14 protein-coding genes and 1 pseudogene are annotated in these 20,075 nt (G+C 68.6%); 10 read left to right on the forward strand and 5 right to left on the reverse strand.

The window, feature by feature from the left end; all coding sequences use genetic code 11:
* Positions 1–2: 2 nt before the first annotated feature.
* A complete protein-coding gene (gene pqqB / locus SY91_RS24115; protein WP_023478133.1) occupies positions 3–926 on the reverse strand; it encodes a pyrroloquinoline quinone biosynthesis protein PqqB in 924 nt (307 codons plus the stop codon).
* Between the two features lie 61 nt (positions 927–987).
* Positions 988–1,062, reverse strand: a complete 75-nt coding sequence (gene pqqA, locus SY91_RS24120) for a pyrroloquinoline quinone precursor peptide PqqA (protein WP_006485436.1) — start codon at positions 1,060–1,062, stop codon at positions 988–990.
* A 34-nt stretch (positions 1,063–1,096) separates the two neighbouring features.
* Between pqqA and SY91_RS24125 the strand changes: the two genes are divergently transcribed.
* Positions 1,097–1,306, forward strand: a complete 210-nt coding sequence (locus SY91_RS24125; protein WP_105797903.1) for a hypothetical protein — start codon at positions 1,097–1,099, stop codon at positions 1,304–1,306.
* Positions 1,307–1,379: 73 nt separating this feature from the next.
* Here the strand turns inward: SY91_RS24125 and SY91_RS24130 are convergent, their stop codons facing one another.
* Positions 1,380–3,422, reverse strand: a complete 2,043-nt coding sequence (locus SY91_RS24130; RefSeq protein WP_185921188.1) for a sigma-54-dependent Fis family transcriptional regulator — start codon at positions 3,420–3,422, stop codon at positions 1,380–1,382.
* Between the two features lie 313 nt (positions 3,423–3,735).
* Here SY91_RS24130 and SY91_RS24135 point away from each other — a divergent pair, with 313 nt between their 5' ends.
* Positions 3,736–4,752: an alpha/beta fold hydrolase gene (locus SY91_RS24135; protein ID WP_185921189.1), complete on the forward strand. Its 1,017-nt coding sequence runs from the start codon at positions 3,736–3,738 to the stop codon at positions 4,750–4,752.
* A gap of 69 nt (positions 4,753–4,821) precedes the next feature.
* Here SY91_RS24135 and SY91_RS24140 read toward each other — a convergent pair whose 3' ends face one another.
* Positions 4,822–7,155, reverse strand: coding sequence for a TonB-dependent receptor (locus SY91_RS24140; protein ID WP_034175165.1), 2,334 nt, complete (start codon positions 7,153–7,155; stop codon positions 4,822–4,824).
* Positions 7,156–7,586: 431 nt separating this feature from the next.
* Between SY91_RS24140 and SY91_RS24145 the strand changes: the two are divergent.
* From SY91_RS24145 to SY91_RS24175, 7 genes and pseudogenes are all read left to right on the forward strand, one after another.
* A pseudogene (locus tag SY91_RS24145) lies at positions 7,587–9,307 on the forward strand (methanol/ethanol family PQQ-dependent dehydrogenase).
* 79 nt (positions 9,308–9,386) lie between these two features.
* Positions 9,387–10,583, forward strand: coding sequence for a c-type cytochrome (locus SY91_RS24150; RefSeq protein ID WP_043888476.1), 1,197 nt, complete (start codon positions 9,387–9,389; stop codon positions 10,581–10,583).
* A gap of 98 nt (positions 10,584–10,681) precedes the next feature.
* Positions 10,682–10,996: a high-potential iron-sulfur protein gene (locus SY91_RS24155; RefSeq protein WP_023477493.1), complete on the forward strand. Its 315-nt coding sequence runs from the start codon at positions 10,682–10,684 to the stop codon at positions 10,994–10,996.
* Positions 10,980–12,866, forward strand: coding sequence for a sigma-70 family RNA polymerase sigma factor (locus tag SY91_RS24160; RefSeq protein WP_023477494.1), 1,887 nt, complete (start codon positions 10,980–10,982; stop codon positions 12,864–12,866). The genes SY91_RS24155 and SY91_RS24160 overlap by 17 nt, the downstream gene beginning before the upstream one ends.
* A 248-nt stretch (positions 12,867–13,114) precedes the next feature.
* Complete coding sequence (gene acs, locus SY91_RS24165; RefSeq protein WP_185921190.1) at positions 13,115–15,097, forward strand: acetate--CoA ligase; 1,983 nt, start codon at positions 13,115–13,117, stop codon at positions 15,095–15,097.
* A 217-nt stretch (positions 15,098–15,314) separates the two neighbouring features.
* On the forward strand, positions 15,315–16,385 hold the full coding sequence (locus tag SY91_RS24170; RefSeq protein WP_034175162.1) for a porin: 1,071 nt from the start codon (positions 15,315–15,317) through the stop codon (positions 16,383–16,385).
* Positions 16,386–16,636: 251 nt separating this feature from the next.
* On the forward strand, positions 16,637–18,043 hold the full coding sequence (locus tag SY91_RS24175; RefSeq protein WP_185921191.1) for a methyl-accepting chemotaxis protein: 1,407 nt from the start codon (positions 16,637–16,639) through the stop codon (positions 18,041–18,043).
* A 25-nt stretch (positions 18,044–18,068) separates the two neighbouring features.
* Here the strand turns inward: SY91_RS24175 and SY91_RS24180 are convergent, their stop codons facing one another.
* Positions 18,069–18,644: a hypothetical protein gene (locus tag SY91_RS24180; protein WP_260632436.1), complete on the reverse strand. Its 576-nt coding sequence runs from the start codon at positions 18,642–18,644 to the stop codon at positions 18,069–18,071.
* 162 nt (positions 18,645–18,806) lie between these two features.
* On the opposite strand from SY91_RS24180, the gene SY91_RS24185 reads away from it, so the two are divergent.
* Positions 18,807–20,075, forward strand: coding sequence for a lipoprotein-releasing ABC transporter permease subunit (locus SY91_RS24185; protein WP_124592458.1), 1,269 nt, complete (start codon positions 18,807–18,809; stop codon positions 20,073–20,075).

Genomic DNA, 20,075 nt, shown 5'->3' on the forward strand with positions numbered 1-20,075 from the left:
CGTCAGACCTGGAATTGCATGCCGTCGTGCGCGACGTCGATGCCGTGCGCGCGCAGGTGCGCATGCTCGACGGAATGCGGATCGAGAATCGGGTTCGTGTTGTTGATGTGCGTGAGCACCTTGCGCGTGTGGGCGGGAAGCGTGTCGAGCCAGTCGATCATGCCGGGCTGCCCGGGTTCCGCGCACTGCGCGAGATGCCCCATGTCGGCCGCGTGCTTGCGCGACAGGCCGAGATCGATCATCTCGGTGCCGGTCCAGAACGTGCCGTCCACCAGCACGAGATCGGCGCCGTCCATGGCCGCGCGCACGTCGTCGGTGACCGACGCGAGCCCCGGCGCATAGAATGCGCGCCGCCCGCTCGCGACGTCCTCGATCGACAGCGCGATGTTGTCGCCGGGCGCGGCCGACGCGCGCCGCGGCGAATAAGGCGGCGGCTTGCTGTCGACGGCGATCGCGGTGAAACGGATGCCGCGCGCCGCCGGCACCGCGAACGGCTCGCCGGGCACGATCGTGTGCGCGGCGACGCCGCAGTAATGGCCGAGCAGCGGCACGAGCGGCAAGCCGGTCGACAGGTCGTCGAGCACCGGCGCGCTCGCGTAGAGCGGCAGCGGCGTCGAACGCTCGCGCAGCATCAGCAGGCCCGTCACGTGATCGATCTGCGCGTCGCACAGCACGACGGCGGCGATGCCGCTGTCGCGGATCGCGCGCGCCGGTTGCAGGTCCGGCGCCGCGCGCAACTGGGAAAGAATGTCGGGCGACGCATTGACGAGGACCCAGTCGACGCCGTCGTCGCTGACCGCGATCGACGACTGCGTGCGTGGCAGCACGTGGCCGCTTCCGCTGCGCGCACGACGGCAGTTCGCGCAATTGCAGTTCCATTGCGGCAGCCCGCCGCCGGCTCCCGAGCCGAGTATCTTGATCTTCATGGGCGTCAACTCCCGAGGCCGCCCGCGCCGACCACGGCGAAACGGGCGGCACGCACGGCGATCAGCGGTTGGCGATGTACATCGTGATTTCGAAGCCGAAGCGCAGGTCGGTGTAAGACGGTGTCGTCCACTGCATGGTGTGTCTCCTGTCGAGTTGATGAGTTGATGCGTTGCTGGATGAATCGAACGACCGCGGCAAGCGAGCGGTCGATTTCTATTCAGCAAGGAGCGTGCCGAACGCGTATTGCGGCGGCGCGGCGGCGGTAGACGGCCGCCATCCGGGCATCGAGGCGGAATCCTTACGAATAGCCGACACGATCCGCGCGAATGCGGTCCGCCACCCCGGCGGCACGATGTCCGCGAGTGGTCACAAGTGTTGAATCGTTGAACACCGGTGTTGCAAGTTGACACACCGGCTGTGACAGGTCGCGCACCGCGCGACGGCTGCGCGCGTCAGTCTTCGTCGGACGACGGCTGGCGTCCCGCGTCGGTGGCCGGCATCTTCCGGTAGATCGTGTTGCGCGAGACACCGAGCGCGCGCGCCGCGGCGGACACGTTGCCGCCATGACGCGCGAGCGCGGCGGCGATCGCGGAGGCGGCGACGTCCTGCAGGCGCGCGTCGGCGGGCGGCAGCGCGTCCGCGACGCACGGCCCGGCGCTCGCCGCGGCGGACGAATCGGGCGCCGCCTGCCCTGCGTGCCCGACGTGCGCATCGCCGCGCCGCAGGTCGTCGAAGAAGTCGTCGGGCAGGTGCTCGCGCCGGATTTCGCCGTCGTCGTCGACCATCGCGGCCGCCGTGCGCAGCAGGTTGCCGAGCTGGCGGAAGTTGCCCGGCCACGTGCACCGCACGAACAACTCCATCACGTCCGGCGCGACCGACAGCGGCGGCCGGCCCGGGCCCGCGAACGCTTCGCGCTGCAGCATCTTCTGCACGACGACCGCGAGATCCGTGCGGTCGCGCAACGGCGGCAGGCGCACCACGAGGCCGTTGAGCCGGTAGTAGAGATCCTCGCGGAAACGGTTCTGCGCGATCATCTCGCGCAAGTCGCGGTGCGTCGCGCAGATGATCGCGATGTCCACGGCGATCGTCTTCGTCGACCCGAGCGGGTTGACGAGGCGCTCCTGCAGCACGCGCAGCAGCCGCACCTGCAGCGGATACGGCATGTCGCCGATCTCGTCGAGGAACAGCGTGCCGCCGTTCGCCTGCAGCAGCTTGCCGATCGCCCCCTTGCGGCGCGCGCCGGTAAACGCGCCCTCCTCGTAGCCGAACAGCTCGGACTCGATCAGCGTCTCCGGAATCGACGCGCAGTTGACCGCGACGAACGGCGCGTCGCGGCGCGGCGAGTCGTTGTGGATCGCCTGCGCGAGCAGTTCCTTGCCTGTGCCGGTCTCGCCGGTGATCAGGATCGGGATGTCCTTGCCGATCACCTTGCGCACCTTCGCGATCACGCTGGCGACCTGCGCATCGCCGGTGTCGAGATAGTTGAGCCGCGACAGGCCGGCCGACGTGCCAGCCGCGGGCGCGGGCACCGCGTTCGCGCGCGCGGCCGGCGCGCCTGCGTCATGGACGTCCGTCGGCCGGCTGCCTTCGGCGAGCGTCGCGCGGCGAAAATGCACGCGCGCGCAGACCACCGCGCCGTTGCCGAGATTGAGCATCAGGTGCCGGTCGGTGCTCGCGCGCATGCGGTCGATCAGCTGGGCGCTGGTGACGTCGAACAGCGACGACAGCGTGTGCGCGCGCAGCGCGGCGAGCGGCATGCCGAGCTGGAACTGCGCGCTGCGATTGGCCGACAGGAAGCGGCCATCGGCGGTGAACGCGACGATCCCCTCCATCAGCGTGCCGAGAAATTCGGGGCGGCCATGGAACGACACCTGCAGCGTTTCCTGAAACGTCGTCGTAAACAGGTGATTCTCGATCATCTGCACCGACATCTTCGCGAGCGCCATCGTGTGCTGGTGATAGCTGCGGTGGTCGCCCGTCACGTCGAGCACGCCGATCGCGTCGCCGTACGGATCGAGGATCGGCACGCTCGAACAGGTCAGGAAGCGGTTCGCGGCCAGGAAGTGCTGGTCGCCGTGGACGACCATCGGGCACAGCTCGGCCAGCGCCGTGCCGATCGCGTTGGTACCCTGCCGGTTCTCCGCCCAGTTCGCGCCGGGGCGCAGCGCGACCTTCTCCGCGCGGCGCAGGAAATCGTCGTCGCCGATCGAATGCAGGATCAGCCCTTCCGCATCGGTCAGCACGATCATGCTCTGCGTGTTGACGATCTGCTCGTGCAGCGTCTCCATCACCGGCATCGCGTGTACGCACAGCACCCGGCTCTGCTCGCGCTTGAGCACCAGCGCCGCGTTCGACAGCACGTCGTAGTCAGGCCGCGCCGATACCTGCAGGCCGAACGTCTCCGAGCGCTCATGGGCCTTCTGGATCGACGGCGCGGGCCAGCCGGCGGGATGCGCGGCACGTGACCCGGCCGCCTGCTCTACGTCATCGCGCATTGTCTCCTCCGGGGGATCCTTCCGGTCAACTGCCGGACTCTTTGCCGTCATTGCAAGCAAGCATCGGGCCACGCTGGCGCCACGCAACGAAACTGAAAGGACGATGTAATGAATCGACCGGCGCAGCGGCGGCGTGTCGCGTCAGGCGACGGCCTGCCTTCGTGATACCGTGATTTCCCGACGCGTGACTACCCGTGCGAATCCGGATCTTCGCGGCCGGCGCGCTTCTGGCTTGCTTCTCGCTTGGTCGCAGGGCAGGCCCGGCCACCGTCCGGCCGCCGAAAGTTCCCTCTTCTGAACCCTATCGACAGACATGACGCGTCGCCCGACTCGATCCACGCAATCGCCCACGCGGCGGGCCTTGCCCGATACGCCGGCGTCACCGGCCACGCCCGTGCACCGCCGCCTGCACCGCGACGCGCAGTCGATCGCCTTCGCCGTGGCCGGCGCCGCGCAGGGCCATCCGGTCGTCGTGCTGCACGGCGGGCCAGGCAGCGGCAGCCAGGCCGGCATCCTGCGGCTGTTCGATCTCACCCGCGTGCGCGTCGTGCTCGTCGATCAGCGCGGCGCGGGTGCATCGGGGCCGCGCGGCGGCACGCGCCACAACGACACCGCGCGGCTGATCGCGGATCTGGAGGCGGTGCGCGAGCAGCTCGGCATCGCACGCTGGGGCGTCGTCGGCGGGTCGTGGGGCGCCGCGCTCGCGCTCGCGTATGCGGGCACGCATCCGGCGCGGGTGACGGGCGTCGTGCTGCGCGGCCTGTTCCTGACGTCGCCACGCGAAGTCCGCAGGCTCTTCATGACGTCCCGCACGCGTGCGCCGCGCGAATGGCGGCGCCTGCATGCAGCGGCCGGCGGCGGCCGGCCGGATCGCCTGCTGTCGCGCTGCGCTGCCGGGCTGCGCCCCGGCGCGAACACAGCCCGCCAGCGCGCGGTGGCGCTCGCGTGGCACGCATACGAAAGCGCGATCCTCGCATCAGTGCGAACGCGCCGCTCGCCCGCCCGCACGATCCGTTCGAACCGGACCCTCGGCCGTCTGATCGACAAATACCGGGTCCAGGCGCACTACCTGCAGCACGACTGCTGGCTCGGCGAGCGCCGCGTGCTCGCGCTCGCGCGACGGGCCGCCCAGGCCCGCGTGCCGCTGTTCGCCGCGCACGGGATGCACGATCCTGTTTGCCCGGTCGGCAACGTCGACCGCCTCGCGCGGGCCGTGCCCGAAGCGGAAATCGAACGCGTGCAGGCCGGACATCTGGCAAGCGACCCGGCATTGGCGCGCAGCGTCGCACGCGCCGTCAATGCGATGTTCGCGACGGTGCAGCTCACGTAACGGCCCCTCACTCGCTCGTGTCATGACGCGACGACACATGCAAGCGCGCCACACACGGCCACGCGCCGCTCAATCCCACGCATAGCGCACGCCGACCCACGCGCCGCGCGGCGCGCCCGGCCCGACGAACTGCTCGTTGACCGGACGGGCGCCATCGAACGTATGGTTCGGCCCGTTGAAGAAATTCTGGCCGAGTGCGCCGAAGCTCGCGTAGCGCTTGTCGAGCAGGTTCGTCACGCTCGCGAACACCTCGAACCGCTTCGTGATCCGGTAACGCATGTCGAGATCGACCAGCACGTAGCCGGCAAGCCGGCCGTTCACGTCCCCGTTGTTCTCGTCGCCGCGTGCGTACACGCCGCCGCGCCAAGTCACGTTCGCGCCGATGTCCCACACGGGCGTCGCCGCGTAGTCGAGCCGCAGTTTCACCGTATGCGCGGGAATGCCGGGGATGCGGTCGCCCGGCTTGACCGTCACGTTGCCGTTCGCGTCGGCCGCCGAATTCGCCGGGCTGTGTTCGGTCCACGACGATCGGTAGGTCGCGTCGACATGGCTGTACGACAGGCCGACACCGAGCGGGCCGACCCGCGTGCGGCCGGCGAGCTCGATACCCTGCCGCCGCGTATCGCCGACGTTGCGGAAGTAGCCCTGCGCGCTGGCCGGGCTGCTGATGAACTGGATATCGTCGGTCAGCGTCGTGCGATAGGCCGCGGCGCTCCAGGTCGTCGCCGCGCCGATGCGGCCGCGCATGCCGGCCTCGAACGTCTTCGAGATCACCGGCTTGAGCGCCGGGTCGGCGATGAAGTCGTTCGGCAGCGAACACGGCGCGGCCGGGTCCGCGCACGCGAGCTCGATCGCGGTCGGCGAACGCATGCCTTCGTTGTACGTCGCATAAGCGGTGAAGCCCGGGACCGGGTTCCAGTTGAGCCCGACGGCCGGGTTGAAGCGCGAAAACACATGGCTGCCGTCGAGCAGCGGCTGCACGCCGCTCTCGTCGCCGATCCGCGCTTTCGACCAGTCGTAGCGGCCCGACAGCGTCAGCGTCCAGTGCGGCGTCAGCGACAGCGCATCGCTCAGGTACACACCGACGTTCGCATTGCGCGTCTTCGCGCTGGTCTGCGGAACGAAATCGCCGATGCCGATCGCCGCGCGCGCATCGGTAAACGATGCGTCCTGCGACGACGCGACGTAGCTCGAATTCGCGACATCGGCCGAGACGCCCGCGACCAGCCGGTTCGCCATCCCGCCGAGCTTGCCGAGCAGCGTGAGCTGCACGCTGCCGCCGTAGCTGTCGGTGACGATCGTCGATTGCGCGTTGCTGCCCTGCACTGTGTCGACCGTGCCGTCGTCCTCGTCCACCGATCCGTAATCCGTATTGTTGTTGCTGCTCGTGTTGGTGTTGCGCAGGTGCCGGTAGTACGCGTTGCCGCTCAGCTCGACGTGTTCGCCGAAAAATCGCTCGCCCGACAGCGTCAGGTAGCCGGCGCTGTTGCGGTTCCGGTCCGGATACGTATACGCCTGCTTCCGGTTGTCGAGGAACGAGCGCGGGATCGTCTGGGTGCCGGACAGCGTGTTGTCCGCGCCGCCCGCGGCAATCGACAGCGTCGTGTCCGCATCGGTGTAGCGCAGCTTGCCGAACGCCTGCCGCACGCGGCTCGCGTCATGGTCGGCCCAGCCGCCGTCGTTCGCGACGTTCGCGGTCGCGTAGTAGTCGAGGTTCGAGCCGATCGTGCCGCCCTGCTCGACGCTGGCGGTCTTGCGGCCCCATGAGCCGCCCGACACCTCCGCTTCGCCGCCCGGGTTCGACCTGCCGTTCTTCGTCGTGATCGCGAGCGCACCGCCGAGCGTGTTGAGCCCGTAAACCGGGTTGGAGCCCGGAATCAGCTGCACGCGGTCGATCGCCTGCGTGGGCAGGATGTCCCAGTTCACGACGTCGCCGAACGGCTCGTTCACGCGCACGCCGTCGACGAACACCGACAACCCCTGCGGCGTGCCGAGCAGCGGCGACGCGGTGAAGCCGCGATAGTTGACGTCCGCCTGATACGGATTGCCCTGCGCGTCCGAGATCGTCACGCTCGGCAGGTTCGCCGCGAAGAAATCGGTGAGCGTCGCGCGGTGCTGCGCGTCGAGCTCCGCCGCCCGCACGCTCTGCACGTTCGCCGGCACCTTCGACAGCGGCGTGCCGATCCCGGGCAGCGGCGTCGTGCCGACGACGACCACCGCGGGCAGCACGACGGCCGGCTCGGCCGGCGCGATCGCGCCGCCGTCGGGCTGCTGCTGCGCGCGCACGCTGCCGGGCGGCAGGCCGAACAGCGCCAACGTGCCAACGGTCACGCCAACGCATCGCGCACGCCGGCCACGCCGCATCGCGCCGTACCATCCGGCGGCCTTTGGTCTCCTGATCATTCCGTTGTCTCCGCACTTGTATTCCGCCGGGCCGTGCGATGCACCGCGCGGCGACGGGTTGTCGCGAAGCCGGCGTGCGAGAACCGTGCCAGCGCCGCGAGCACGAGCAGCGCGCGCCGCGCCGCACATCGTTTCGGAACGGCATGCGTGCGACCGGCTCGCCGCTGTCCCGCGGACTGCGCCACCTGTCATGTTTGGCAACACTTCGCGCGCGCCGGTGTACCTGAATGCAACACCTGCGTCGACGTCATGACGCGCAACGTCGCTCGACGCATCACCCGCGATGCGTCCGCGTGCCGCGCCGCACCGGCTTCCGGCCGCGATGGCATGCGACTTGCGTAACGGGCAGTGCACTCGGCCCGGAAACCCCAACCGTGCCGGCGCGACGCAACGTTCGCGGCGGTGCGACCACAATGACCCAGGAGACAACCATGAAGAAACTCTCGGCTTCAGCGAGCCAGCTGGCGACGATCGGCATCGCGGTGGCGGCCGCCGTCGCGCTGAACCCCGGCCTCGTCGAAGCGGCCGCGGATTACCCGGCCGTGACCTACCAGCGCCTGACCGATGCACACGGCGACCCGGGCTGGCTGACCTACTACCGCACCTACGACGGCCGCTCGCATTCGCCGCTCAAGCAGATCGACACGTCGAACGCGAAGGATCTCAAGCAGGTGTGGGCGTACAAGTTCCCCGCCGATCTGAAGCAGGGCTTCGAGGCCACGCCGATCGTCAACGGCAACTACCTGTTCGTGACGACGCCGAAGGACAACGTCTACGCGTTCGATGCGAAGACCGGCAAGCAGCTGTGGAAATACGAGCCGAAGCTCGGCGCGGCCTCGTTCAAGACCGCGTGCTGCGACGTCGTCAACCGCGGCGTCGCGCTGTACGGCAAGAACGTCTACATCGCGATGCTGAACGGCGAAATCGCGGCGCTCGACGCGCAGACCGGCACGCTCGTGTGGAAGAAGCAGATGTTCGAGCCGGGCCTCGGCTACGCGTTCTCGCTCGCGCCGCTCGCGATCGACGGCGCGATCGTCGTCGGCACGTCCGGCGGCGAATACGGCATTCGCGGCTACATCGCCGCGCTAAATCCGGAGGACGGCTCGCAGGTCTGGAAACGCTACACGATCCCCGCCGCCGGCGAAAAGGGCGCGGAAACCTGGCCCGACGGCATGCAGAGTCATGGCGGCGGCGCCGCGTGGCTCACCGGCACCTACGACGCTGCATCGCGCACGCTGTACTGGGGGTCGGCAACCCCGGCCCATGGCTCGCCGCGCTGCGCCCCGGCGACAACCTGTATTCCGACTCGCTGCTCGCGCTCGATGCGAAGAGCGGCAACCTGAAGTGGCACTACCAGTACACGAACAACGACACGTGGGACTACGACGGCGTGAACGCGGCCGTCCTCGCGGACATCAAGTACAAGGGCAAGGACTACGACGCGATCATCCATGCCGACCGCAACGGCTTCTTCCACGCGATCGACCGCACGACCGGCAAGCTGATCTACGCGACGCCGTTCGTGAAGGCGTTGTCGGTCACCGGCTATACGGAGGACGGCAAGCCGATCCAGGACGCATCGAAGTTCCCGAAGGCCGGCACGACGATCGAAACGTGCCCGAGCTTCCTCGGCGGCAAGAACTGGTGGTCGATCTCGTACGACCAGGAACGCAACATCGCCGTCGTGCCGGCGCTGCATGCGTGCATGAGCCTGACCGGCAAGTCGGTCAGCTACATGGAAGGCCTGCCGTATCTCGGCGAAGGCTTCGAGATCAAGCCCGAACCGGGCAGCGAAGGCTACGGCGAACTGACGGCCATCGACGTGAACACCGGCAAGAAGCTGTGGAGCCACTGGTCGAAGAAGCCGTGGAACGGCGGCGTCGCGACCACCGCGAGCGGCCTCGCGTTCAGCGGCTCGCTCGACGGCCACCTGTACGCGTTCGATACGGCGACCGGCAAGGTGCTGTGGGAAAGCCCGCAACTGGCGAGCGGCATCATCTCGCAGCCGTCGGTGTACGAGGTCGACGGCAAGGAGTATGTCGCGGTGCTCGCCGGCTACGGCGGCGCGAACCCGATCTGGGGCGGCCCGATGGCCGACATCGCGAAGGACGTTCCGCGCGGCGGCACGCTCTACGTGTTCGCGCTCAACTGACCCGGCGCCACGCCCGAGTCGCGCCCGCATGCGCCCGATGCGGGCGCGACGCCCCACCCGCTTCAACCGGACACCGACCATGAATACTCGCCTCACTTCCGTTACCGTCGCCAGTCTGCTCGCCGTGGGCGTGGCGCTGACACCGGCAACCGCATCGGCCGGCGTGCGCGTCTGCACGCTGCCCGGCAGCCCCACCACGGCACTCGACCGCGCCGTCGCGCGCGAAGTGTTCCGCACCGCGGGCATCGCCGCGACCTTCAACACACGCGGTGTCGACGACAACGGCGACGACGACGGCATCTCCGCCAGCGAGCTGACGAAATCGCTCGAACGCGACTGCGACGTGATCGCCGGCTTCCCGCGCTCCGCGATCGCCGATGCGTCGGGATCGAAGATGACGTTCTCGCAAGGCTATCTGCGCTCCGGCTACGTCAGCGTGTCGCTGCGCGATGCGCCCGCGCCGTCCGGCGCGAAGGAAACGATCGCGGCCACCTACGGTAGCCCGTCGCAACTGATCGCCGCGCAGCAGACGAACGCCCGCTTCGACCTCGAAAACACGAGCGAGAAAACGATCGGCGCGCTCGCCGCGGGCCGTGCGCAGCGTGCGATCGTCTGGTATCCGAGCGTCGTCGCGTACGAGCGTGCGCACCCGAAACAACGGTTCCAGGTGGCGGCGACGTCGTCGCCGTACTCCGACTGGCAACTGTCGTTCGCGTTCGGACCGGGCAAGGACGCGCTGCAACAGCGCATCGACGCCACGCTGTCGCAACTGAGCGGCAACGGCCGCCTCGCGTCGCTCACGCGCGGCTGGACGCTGCCCGATGGCATCGCGCAAGCCGCCGCCTCGCGCGTGCCCGGCCGGTTTCTCGACGGCGCGATCGCGTCCGCGCAACGGCCCGGCTTCATCAAGGTGTCGACGAGCGAAGGCGGTGGCGTGCCGTCGTTCGACCAGGCTCAGGTGCAGCACGGCAAGAAGCTCTACGGCGATGCATGCGCGAAATGCCACGGCGACCAGCTCGAAGGCAATACCGCGCCCGCGCTGAGCGGGGAATCGTTCGCGCCCGAAGGCAAGTCGCACATCACGGTCGGCGGCATCTTCCTGTACATGTCGAGCAACATGCCGGCCGATCGCCCCGGCAAGATGACCGCACAGGAATACGAGGATCTGATGGCGTTCCTGCTTTATTCGAACGGCTACGACGCGTCGAAGAGCAAACTGACCGCCGAGATCGCCAACGCGTCGAAGGCGCCGCTGATCGCCGGGCCGCGCAAGTAACCGCTTCACCTTCTTTCGTTTCGATCGACCGCCGCGCCGGGCAGCTTGCCCGGCGCGCGGGCCGGGCTTTTTCCGTTCATTTCATTCAGGACCGCATCATGATCTCGCGTCATCGCAGAACCTTCTTCGTGCAGGCCGCCGGCCTGTGCGCCGCGCTCGCGGCCGGCACGCGCGCATTCGCCGCCGCACCGCCCGTCGACGAAAACGACGCGGCGGCGAAAACGCTCGGCTACCGCGCCAAGGCGACGACCGTCGACGCCGGCAAGTTCCCGAAGTACCAGGCCGGCCAGACGTGTGCGAACTGCCGCTTCTACAAGGCCGCCGCGGGCGAATCCTCCGGGACGTGCCCGATGTTCGCGGGCAAGACGGTTGCCGCGGAAGGCTGGTGCAACGTCTATGCCAAGCTCGCTTGACGCCGGGCCCGCACGCGAACGCGACGGCGCGCCGTCGCCGTGTCGCGGCGCCCACGCCGACCGCGTCGCGCATCTGCATGCGCTGATCGCGCTGGGCATCGATCGCGGCTACGTGACGCACGGTGAAATCGCCGATGCGCTGCCCGACGACGCGACCGACGGCGCGGATGTGGACACCGCCGCGTCGATGCTGCGCGAGCTCGGCATCGACGTGCGCGAGCATACCGGCGCGCACACCGCATGGACGCTCGACCGTCATTTCGCGCAAGTGACGGAAGTCGCGTCGCCGCTCGCCGACGCATCGACGCCGCTCGCGGCCGACGATCTGCTCGCGGGCCGGACCAACGATCCGATCCGGCTCTATCTGCGGGAAATGAGCGCGACGCCGCTGCTCGAACGCGACGAAGAGATCGCGCTCGCGCTGCGTCTGGAAAGCGGCCGCGCGGCGTGCATCGACGCGTTGAGCCGCGATCCGGCGGCACTCGCCACCGTCGCGGCGATCGCGGACGACATTCGTGCCGGCAAGGTGGCGGCGTCGGTTTACGTGACGGGGTTCGCCGGCGATGCCGAATCGCCTGCAAGTGCGCCGGCGACGTTGCCCGACGATCCGGCCACCGAATCATCGGCGCCCAACGACGACGCCGATCTTTCTCTCGACAGCCCTGCGTGGCGCGATACGGTCGTCGACGCGCTCGAACGTGTCGGTGCGCTGGCGCCCGCGATGCAGCGTGCATTGCATGCCGACGGTTTCGCGTCGGCCGCTTACCGGACACTGCTGCGCGAGGCTACGGCGTCGACCGACCGCATCCGCTTCACCTCGCGCGCGATCGAACGGATCGGGCAAGCGAACGGCGAGCGTGCGACTCGGGCGCGCACGTTCGAAAAACGACTCGTCGATACGCTGGCCACCGCGGGCATACGTGCCGAATCCGCGCACCACGACCTCTTCACGCCGTGCGACGACGTACGCGCATGGCTACACGCCTGCCGCGCCGCGCACCCTGACTGCGCCGCCGCGCTTGCCCGCCACGCGCCGGCACTGATCGACGCGCGCGGCGCGCTCGCTCGCCTCGCCGGCCAGTCTGCGTTGCCGCTCGACATCGCGATCGCGCTCGATGCGCGGCTCGCGCGTATCGAGCGGGCGATGCAACCCGCGAGAACGAAGCTGTTCCAGAGCAATTTGCGGCTCGTCGTGTCGGTCGCCAAACGCTATGCCGATCGCGGCTTGCCATTCTCCGATCTGATCCAGGAAGGCAATATCGGCCTGATGAAGGCCGTCGATCGATACGATCACCGGCGCGGCTTCAAATTCTCGACGTATGCGACATGGTGGATCCGGCAGGCGATCACGCATGCGCTGGCCGATCTGGGTCGCACGATACGCGTGCCCGCGCATACGGTCGATACGCTGAACAAACTGTCGCGGCTCGCGCGACTCCACCGGCAACGCACCGGCGACGTCGCCGACGCGCGGGCGCTCTCCACGCAGATGCGGCTGCCGGTCGACAAGGTGCGCGAGCTGATGAGCATCGTGCGCGAGCCGATCTCCGCCGACCTGCCGGTTTCGCCCGATCACGACCTCACGTTGTGCGACGTCACGATCGACCCCGACGCGCCGACGCCGGAAGAAGCCGCGAGCGCCGGTCAGTTGCGTGCGGCGGTTGCCGAGCTGATCGACAGTCTCCCGGTACGCGAGGCGTGGATTCTTCGCCTGAGGTACGGCATCGATGTCGACAACGAATATTCGCTGCGCGAGATCGGCCGGCAACTGAACCTGTCGGCCGAGCGCGTGCGTCAGCTCGAGGTCTCGGCACTCGAACGCATCCGGCAATTCAGGCACGCACCGGCGCTTCGCTCTCTGCTCGCCTGATGCGGCGGTGCCGGGCGACCACCTGCCGGCTCGCCCCAACTGCTCAGGACTGCAACACGACCTGCTGCATTTCTGAACGCCACACGGCATCGCGCGACCGTCCGCGATACAGCGCGACCAATCAGGTCGAGCACTACACGCCCGGCCGTCGCGACTTTCGCCGCCGGCGCATACCAGTCGCGCAACTGGCACGCATGTTGCGTTTTCTCGAGCGCCGTCAGGAATCACATGAACGCATGGAGACACGCTTGTCCAAGATCGAATCGGTTCTTCACGAAACCCGTCAGTTCGCGCCGCCCGCGGCGCTCGAGAAGACGGCGACCATTTCCGGCATGCCGGCCTATCGCGCGCTCGTCGCCGAGGCCGAGCAGGATTACGAAGGCTTCTGGGCGCGTCTCGCGCGCGAAGGCCTCACGTGGCACAAGCCGTTCACCAAGGTGCTCGACGAGCGCAACGCGCCGTTCTACACATGGTTCGACGACGGCGAGCTGAACGCGTCGTACAACTGCCTCGACCGCCACGTCGAAGCCGGCAACGGCGAGCGCGTCGCGGTGATCTTCGAGGCCGACGACGGCACCGTCACCCGTGTCACCTATGCGGACCTGCTCGCACGCGTGTCGCGCTTCGCCAATGCGCTGAAGAAACGCGGCATCGGCAAGGGCGATCGCGTCGTCATCTACATTCCGATGTCGATCGAAGGCATCGTCGCGATGCAGGCCTGCGCGCGCATCGGCGCGACGCACTCGGTCGTGTTCGGCGGCTTCTCCGCGAAATCGCTGAACGAGCGGCTCGTCGACGTCGGCGCGGTCGCGCTGATCACCGCCGACGAACAGGCGCGCGGCGGCAAGACCCTGCCGCTCAAGAGCATCGCCGACGAGGCGATCGCGCTGGGCGGCTGCGAAGCGGTCAAGAGCGTGATCGTCTATCGCCGCACCGGCGGCAAGATCGACTGGCATGCGGAGCGCGACCTGTGGATGCACGAGTTGGTGGCCGGCGAATCCGACCGCTGCGAGCCGACCTGGGTCGGCGCCGAGCATCCGCTGTTCATCCTGTATACGTCGGGCTCGACCGGCAAGCCGAAGGGCGTGCAGCACAGCACGGGCGGCTACCTGCTGTGGGCCGCGCAGACGATGAAGTGGACCTTCGACTGGAAACCCGACGACGTGTTCTGGTGCACGGCCGACATCGGCTGGGTAACGGGCCACACGTACATCACCTACGGCCCGCTCGCGTGCGGCGGCACGCAGGTCGTGTTCGAGGGCGTGCCGACGTATCCGGACGCCGGCCGCTTCTGGAAGATGATCGGCGATCACAAGGTCACCGTGTTCTACACCGCGCCGACCGCGATCCGTTCGCTGATCAAGGCGGCCGAAGCGGACGACAAGGTCCATCCGAAGAGCTATGACCTGTCGAGCCTGCGCATCATCGGCACGGTCGGCGAGCCGATCAATCCGGAAGCGTGGATGTGGTACCACAAGCACGTCGGCCACGAGCGCTGCCCGATCGTCGATACGTGGTGGCAGACCGAAACCGGCGGCCACATGATCACGCCGCTGCCGGGCGCCACGCCGACCGTACCGGGCTCGTGCACGCTGCCGCTGCCGGGCATCACGGCCGCGGTGGTCGACGAGACCGGCCAGGACGTGCCGAACGGGCAAGGCGGGATTCTCGTCGTCAAGCGCCCGTGGCCCGCGATGATCCGCACGATCTGGGGCGACCCGGAGCGCTTCAAGAAGAGTTATTACCCGGAAGAACTCGGCGGCACGCTCTATCTGGCCGGCGACGGCACCGTGCGCGACAAGGAGACCGGCTACTTCACGATCATGGGCCGGATCGACGACGTGTTGAACGTGTCGGGCCACCGGCTCGGCACGATGGAGATCGAGTCGGCGCTGGTGTCGCATGAACTCGTGGCCGAGGCGGCGGTAGTGGGCCGTCCGGACGACACGACGGGCGAAGCGGTGGTCGCATTCGTCGTGCTGAAGCGCTCGCGCCCGGAAGGCGACGAAGCGGCGGCGCTCGCGAAGACGCTGCGCGACTGGGTCGGCAAGCAGATCGGGCCGATCGCGAAGCCGAAGGACATCCGCTTCGGCGACAACCTGCCGAAGACCCGCTCGGGCAAGATCATGCGGCGCCTGCTGCGCTCGCTCGCGAAGGGCGAGGCGATCACGCAGGATACGTCCACGCTCGAGAATCCGGCCATCCTCGAGCAGTTGAACCACTCGATGTGACATCGCCCGCCACGGCCGGTGGATCGCTTCACCACGGCGCCGCAGTATGGCCGCTTGCCCGTCTCTCACACCGGGCTCGCGGTCGTGTTGCGGCACCGGCGACAAGCATCGCCGTGCGTTCCCCGACGGCACGGCATGCAGGCGGCTCGCAATGATTCCGCCACTGCATTTTTAATTAGTGATGCGTATTACAACACTCACAAAACGGAGACAGACGATGAAGAGCAGGACATGGACGATGTGCGCGGCGCTGCTCGGCGCGGCGGCAAGCACGAGCAGCTTCGCGCAGAGCAGCGTCACGCTGTACGGCGATCTCGACGCCGCATTGCTCTATACGAACCGATCGCTCGATTCGGCCACCGGCGGCAACGCCGGACGCCAGTTCGCGCTGACGGACACGGGCATGACGCCGACCAACTTCGGCATCACGGGCACCGAGGATCTCGGCGGCGGGCTGCACGCGAGATTCAAGCTGGAAAGCGGCTTCAACATCACGGACGGCGCGTTCGGCCATTCGAACGGCAACTTCTTCGGCCGCCAGGCGTGGGTCGGGATCGACGGCGGCTTCGGCCAAACGAAGATCGGTCTGCAGTTCTCGCCGTTCGTGCTGGCGATCCTCGGATCGGACCCGCGCAACGTCTCGCACTTCGGCGCCGCGCTGGTGCCGTACGTCGACAACGTGCTCGTCACCGGCCTCTTCAACCCGAACGCGATTTCGTACACGAGCCCGACGATCGCCGGGCTGACGGCCAGCGCGATGTTCGGCTTCGGCGGCAAGGCCGGCGACTTCCAGGCGGGGCGCCAGTATTCCGGCAGCCTCACCTATACGAACGGCGGTTTCATGCTCAACGCGGCGCTCTACGACGGCAACGGCGGCACGTCGCCGACGCCGGTTGCGAGCACGGTCGCGTTCGTCGGCCGCACGATCGGCGCCGGCTACACGTTCGGGCCGGTGACCGGCAAGGCATCGTTCACGAGCTACAAGGTCGCCGGCTCGTTCAGCAACAACGTGTATAGCGCCGGCCTCGACTATCGCGTCACGCCGGCCCTCGACCTGAACACCGGCGCGTGGTACACGACCGACCGCAACGATTCGCACAATCATTCGCTGCTGGCCGCGATCGGCGCCGACTACAGCCTGTCGAAGCGAACCGGCCTGTATGCGCAGGTCGGCGTGGTCAACAACCACGGCGCGATGAATACCGGCCTCGGCATCACGGGCGGCGCGCTGTACGGGCTGCCGGGCACGACGGTCGGCGTCAACGCCGGCATCCACCACGTGTTCTGACGCAGCGCCTGCGGACGGGCGGCCGCGACGGGCCGCCCGTCCGGCTCCACACCGCCGCGCAGCCGCCCCCGGAAACGTCGCGCAAGCGTGGTGCGAACGCGCCCTTGCCCGGCGCCGCTCCGGCCATCCGGCACGCGGATCTCGATGTTTACCCGACCTCAAGTCCGCGGCCGTGCGGCCGTCAAGTCAGGAACGCACGCCCAACATCCGCCGGGAACCCGGCGCGCGTGCCCTCAAGGAGACCCACCAACGTGAACTTCTTCGGAATCGGCCGCGGCCGCCGTTCATCGCGCGCACTCGTCGGCGACATCGCCGAGCAGGCCGGCAAGCTCGGCATCGAGATCTGCGACGTATCGGGCCACGTCGAGGAAGTCGCCGCCCGTGTCGCCCGGCAGGCGGAGGTGTGCCACACGCTGCGCGAATCGGCCGCCCTCACGCTGCGCGGCAACCACCGGATCGCCGAGGCCGCGCAGCAGGTGCGCGACGTCAGCGCCAATGCGTCGAATGCGGTGCAGCAGTCGCAGCAGACGATCGAAGCCTCGCTCGCGGACATTCACGGCCTCGTCGAGGGCGTCACCACGATCAGCGACCAGATGGGCGCGCTGCGCGATGCGCTCGACCACGTGCGGACCGTGTCCGAGGAAATCTCCGTCATCGCGCGCCAGACCCACCTGCTCGCGCTGAACGCCGCGATCGAGGCCGCGCGCGCCGGCGAGTCGGGGCGCAGCTTCGCGGTCGTCGCGGCCGAGGTCAAGAACCTGTCCGCGAAAACCGGGCAGGCGACGGCCCAGATCGAGACGACGCTCGCACGGCTCGCCGAGCAGACCGAGCACCTGCTCGCGGAAGGCACCGACAACGCCGCCCGCGCGCATCGCGTGCGCGAGGGCACGCGCACGATCGGCGAGGTCGTGCACGCGACCGGCCAAGCGATCACCGAGCTGGCCGGCGAGGCCGAGCAGATCGCGTCGCTGACGGACGAGATCGAAGCGCAGTGCCACCGTCTCGACGAACAGGTGGGCGAGATGGCGTCCGGCGTCGAGAACTCGGCCGACAACTTCTCGCAGGCCAAGGACCGCCTCGGCAATCTCCTCTCCGTCTCCGAGACGCTGATCGAGCTCACCGCCGCGACCGGCATCGAATCGCCCGACACGCGCCTGATCGACACCGCGCGAAGCACGGCCGCCGCGATCAGCAAGCTCTTCGAGGAGGCGGTCGGCCGCGGCGACATTACGCTCGACGCGCTCTTCGACACGCACTACGAACCGATTCCCGGCACCGACCCGCAGCAGTTCATGACGCGCTTCACGACGTTTACCGATCGCGTGCTGCCCGCCATCCAGGAGCCGGTGCTCGACGTCGACGCACGCGTCGTCTATTGCGCGAGCTTCGACCGGCAGTGCTACCTGCCGACCCACAACCGGAAGTTCTCGCTGCCCCAGCGCGCGGATGCCGCGTGGAACGCGGCGAATTGCCGGAATCGCCGGATCTACACGGACCGCACGGCGCGCATGTCCGTGGCGCATGACAAGCCGTTCCTGTTGCAGACCTATCGGCGCGACATGGGCAACGGCCAGTTCGCGCTGATGAAGGACGTGTCCGCGCCGATCGTCGTCGGCGGACGGCCGTGGGGTGTGCTGAGAATCGGCTACAGCGTCTGAACCGGCGCGAGCGGGCCGCGCCTGCTTACTGCTCCAGCCCCACTCCCGGCGGCCGCTGATCGCTGCACCCGTGATCGTCGACCACCCGCACCGTGTAGCTGCCGGCCGTGCGCAGCTGCCAGAACAACGCGTCGCCCGGCGCGCTGCGGCCGACGTACGCATCGTTGACGAACCCGTACAGCGCATGCGCGCTCGCATCGGCGGTCGCGTTGAACGCGATGCGCGTTTCGTCGGTGGCCTTCACGCGCATCGCATACGGACTGTCGCGTAGCGGCGACGTGATGCGCGGCGGGTCGCCTTCGACCTGCCCGGCATCGCGGCAATCCGGATGCAGCACGCCCATGTCGCGCGTATCGTTGCGCGCGGCGAGCGCCTGGTCGACCGCATGCGGCGCGTCGAACGGCAACGCGGACAGCGGCTTGAGCGACGTATCGCCCGGATGCGTCGTCAGCCAGCGCGCATACAGCCGGTTACGCGACGCGGCCAGCGCACGGTCGATCGCGTCCTGCCCGCCGCGCACGTAGCTGATCCATGCGCCGCACGCGAGTCCGTACGGACTGAAACCCGGATGCCACCGGAACCAGCGGTCCTCGTGCAGCATCACGGCTTCGACCAGTTGCGGCCCACGCGGGCGCCGTCCACGATACGTCTCCGACCCGGCAGGCGGTCGGGTATCGGCTGGCCGCGGGCCATCGCGACCCGACGGCTACACGCGGTCGCGCCACGTTCGCTAGAATGCGCGGCTCGGCAGGATCGAATCGAAATGAAAGGAAACCGCTTGAAACTCCCGTTCGAATGGCAGATCGGGCTGCGCTACGCGCGCGGCGGCCGGCGCTCGGCCGGCGACGGCTTCGTGTCGTTCATCGCCGGCGCCGCGATGGCCGGCATCGCGCTCGGCGTGGCCGCGCTGATCGTCGTGCTGTCGGTGATGAACGGCTTTCGCACCGAGGTGCGCGACCGGATGCTGTCGGTGCTCGCACACGTGGAAATCTTCTCGCCGTCCGGCGCGATGCCCGACTGGCGGCTGACCGCGCACGAATCGTTACAGAATGCGGCGGTGCGTGCCGTCGCGCCCTATGTCGACGCACAGGCGCTGCTGACGAACGCGGGCAACGTGACGGGCGTCGCGTTGCGCGGCATCGATCCCGTGCTCGAGCCGCGCGTGTCCGAGATCGCGCGCAAGCTGAAGACCGGACGCCTCGACGCGCTCGTGCCGGGCGAGATGGGCATCGTGCTCGGCGCCGCGCTTGCGGACGCGCTGCACGTGAAGATCGGCGACCGCATCACGTTCTTCGCGCCCGGCAACACCGCGCGCCTGGGCGACGCGCTGCCGCGGTTCCGCCAGTTCAACGTGGTCGGCACGTTCGAGTCGGGCCACTACCAGTACGACAGCGCGCTCGCGTACATCCATATCCGCGACGCACAGCAACTGTCCAACGTGAACGCGCCGACCGGCATCCGGCTGCGCGTCGACGATCTGCAGCGCGCGCCCGAGATCGCGCTCGCGCTGTCGCGCTCGCTGTCGGGCAACCTCTACATCCGCGACTGGACGCGGCAGAACCGCACGTGGTTCGAAGCCGAGCGGCTGCAGAAACGGATGCTGTCGCTGATCCTGATGCTGATCGTGGCGGTCGCCGCGTTCAACCTCGTGTCGTCGCTCGTGATGACGGTCACGCAGAAGCAGGGCGACATCGCGATCCTGCGCACGCTCGGCGCGCCGCCCCGCTCGATCATGAAGATCTTCGCGATCCAGGGGATGACGATCGGGCTCGCCGGCACGCTGGCAGGCGTCGCGCTCGGCTGCGCGATCGCGGTGAGCATCCCGGTGGTGCTGCCGGCAGTCGAGCAGTTGCTCGGCATCCGTTTCCTGACGCCGTCCGTGTACTTCCTCAGCGCACTGCCGTCGAAGCTGTCGGCAATCGACGTGATCGAGATCGCGTCGGCCGCGTTCCTGATGTCTTGCGTCGCGACGCTGTACCCGAGCTGGCGCGCCGCGCGGGTGCGGCCAGCCGAGGCGCTGCGCGACGAGTAG

It is taken from the genome of Burkholderia cenocepacia (genome assembly GCF_014211915.1).
Lineage (GTDB): Bacteria > Pseudomonadota > Gammaproteobacteria > Burkholderiales > Burkholderiaceae > Burkholderia > Burkholderia orbicola.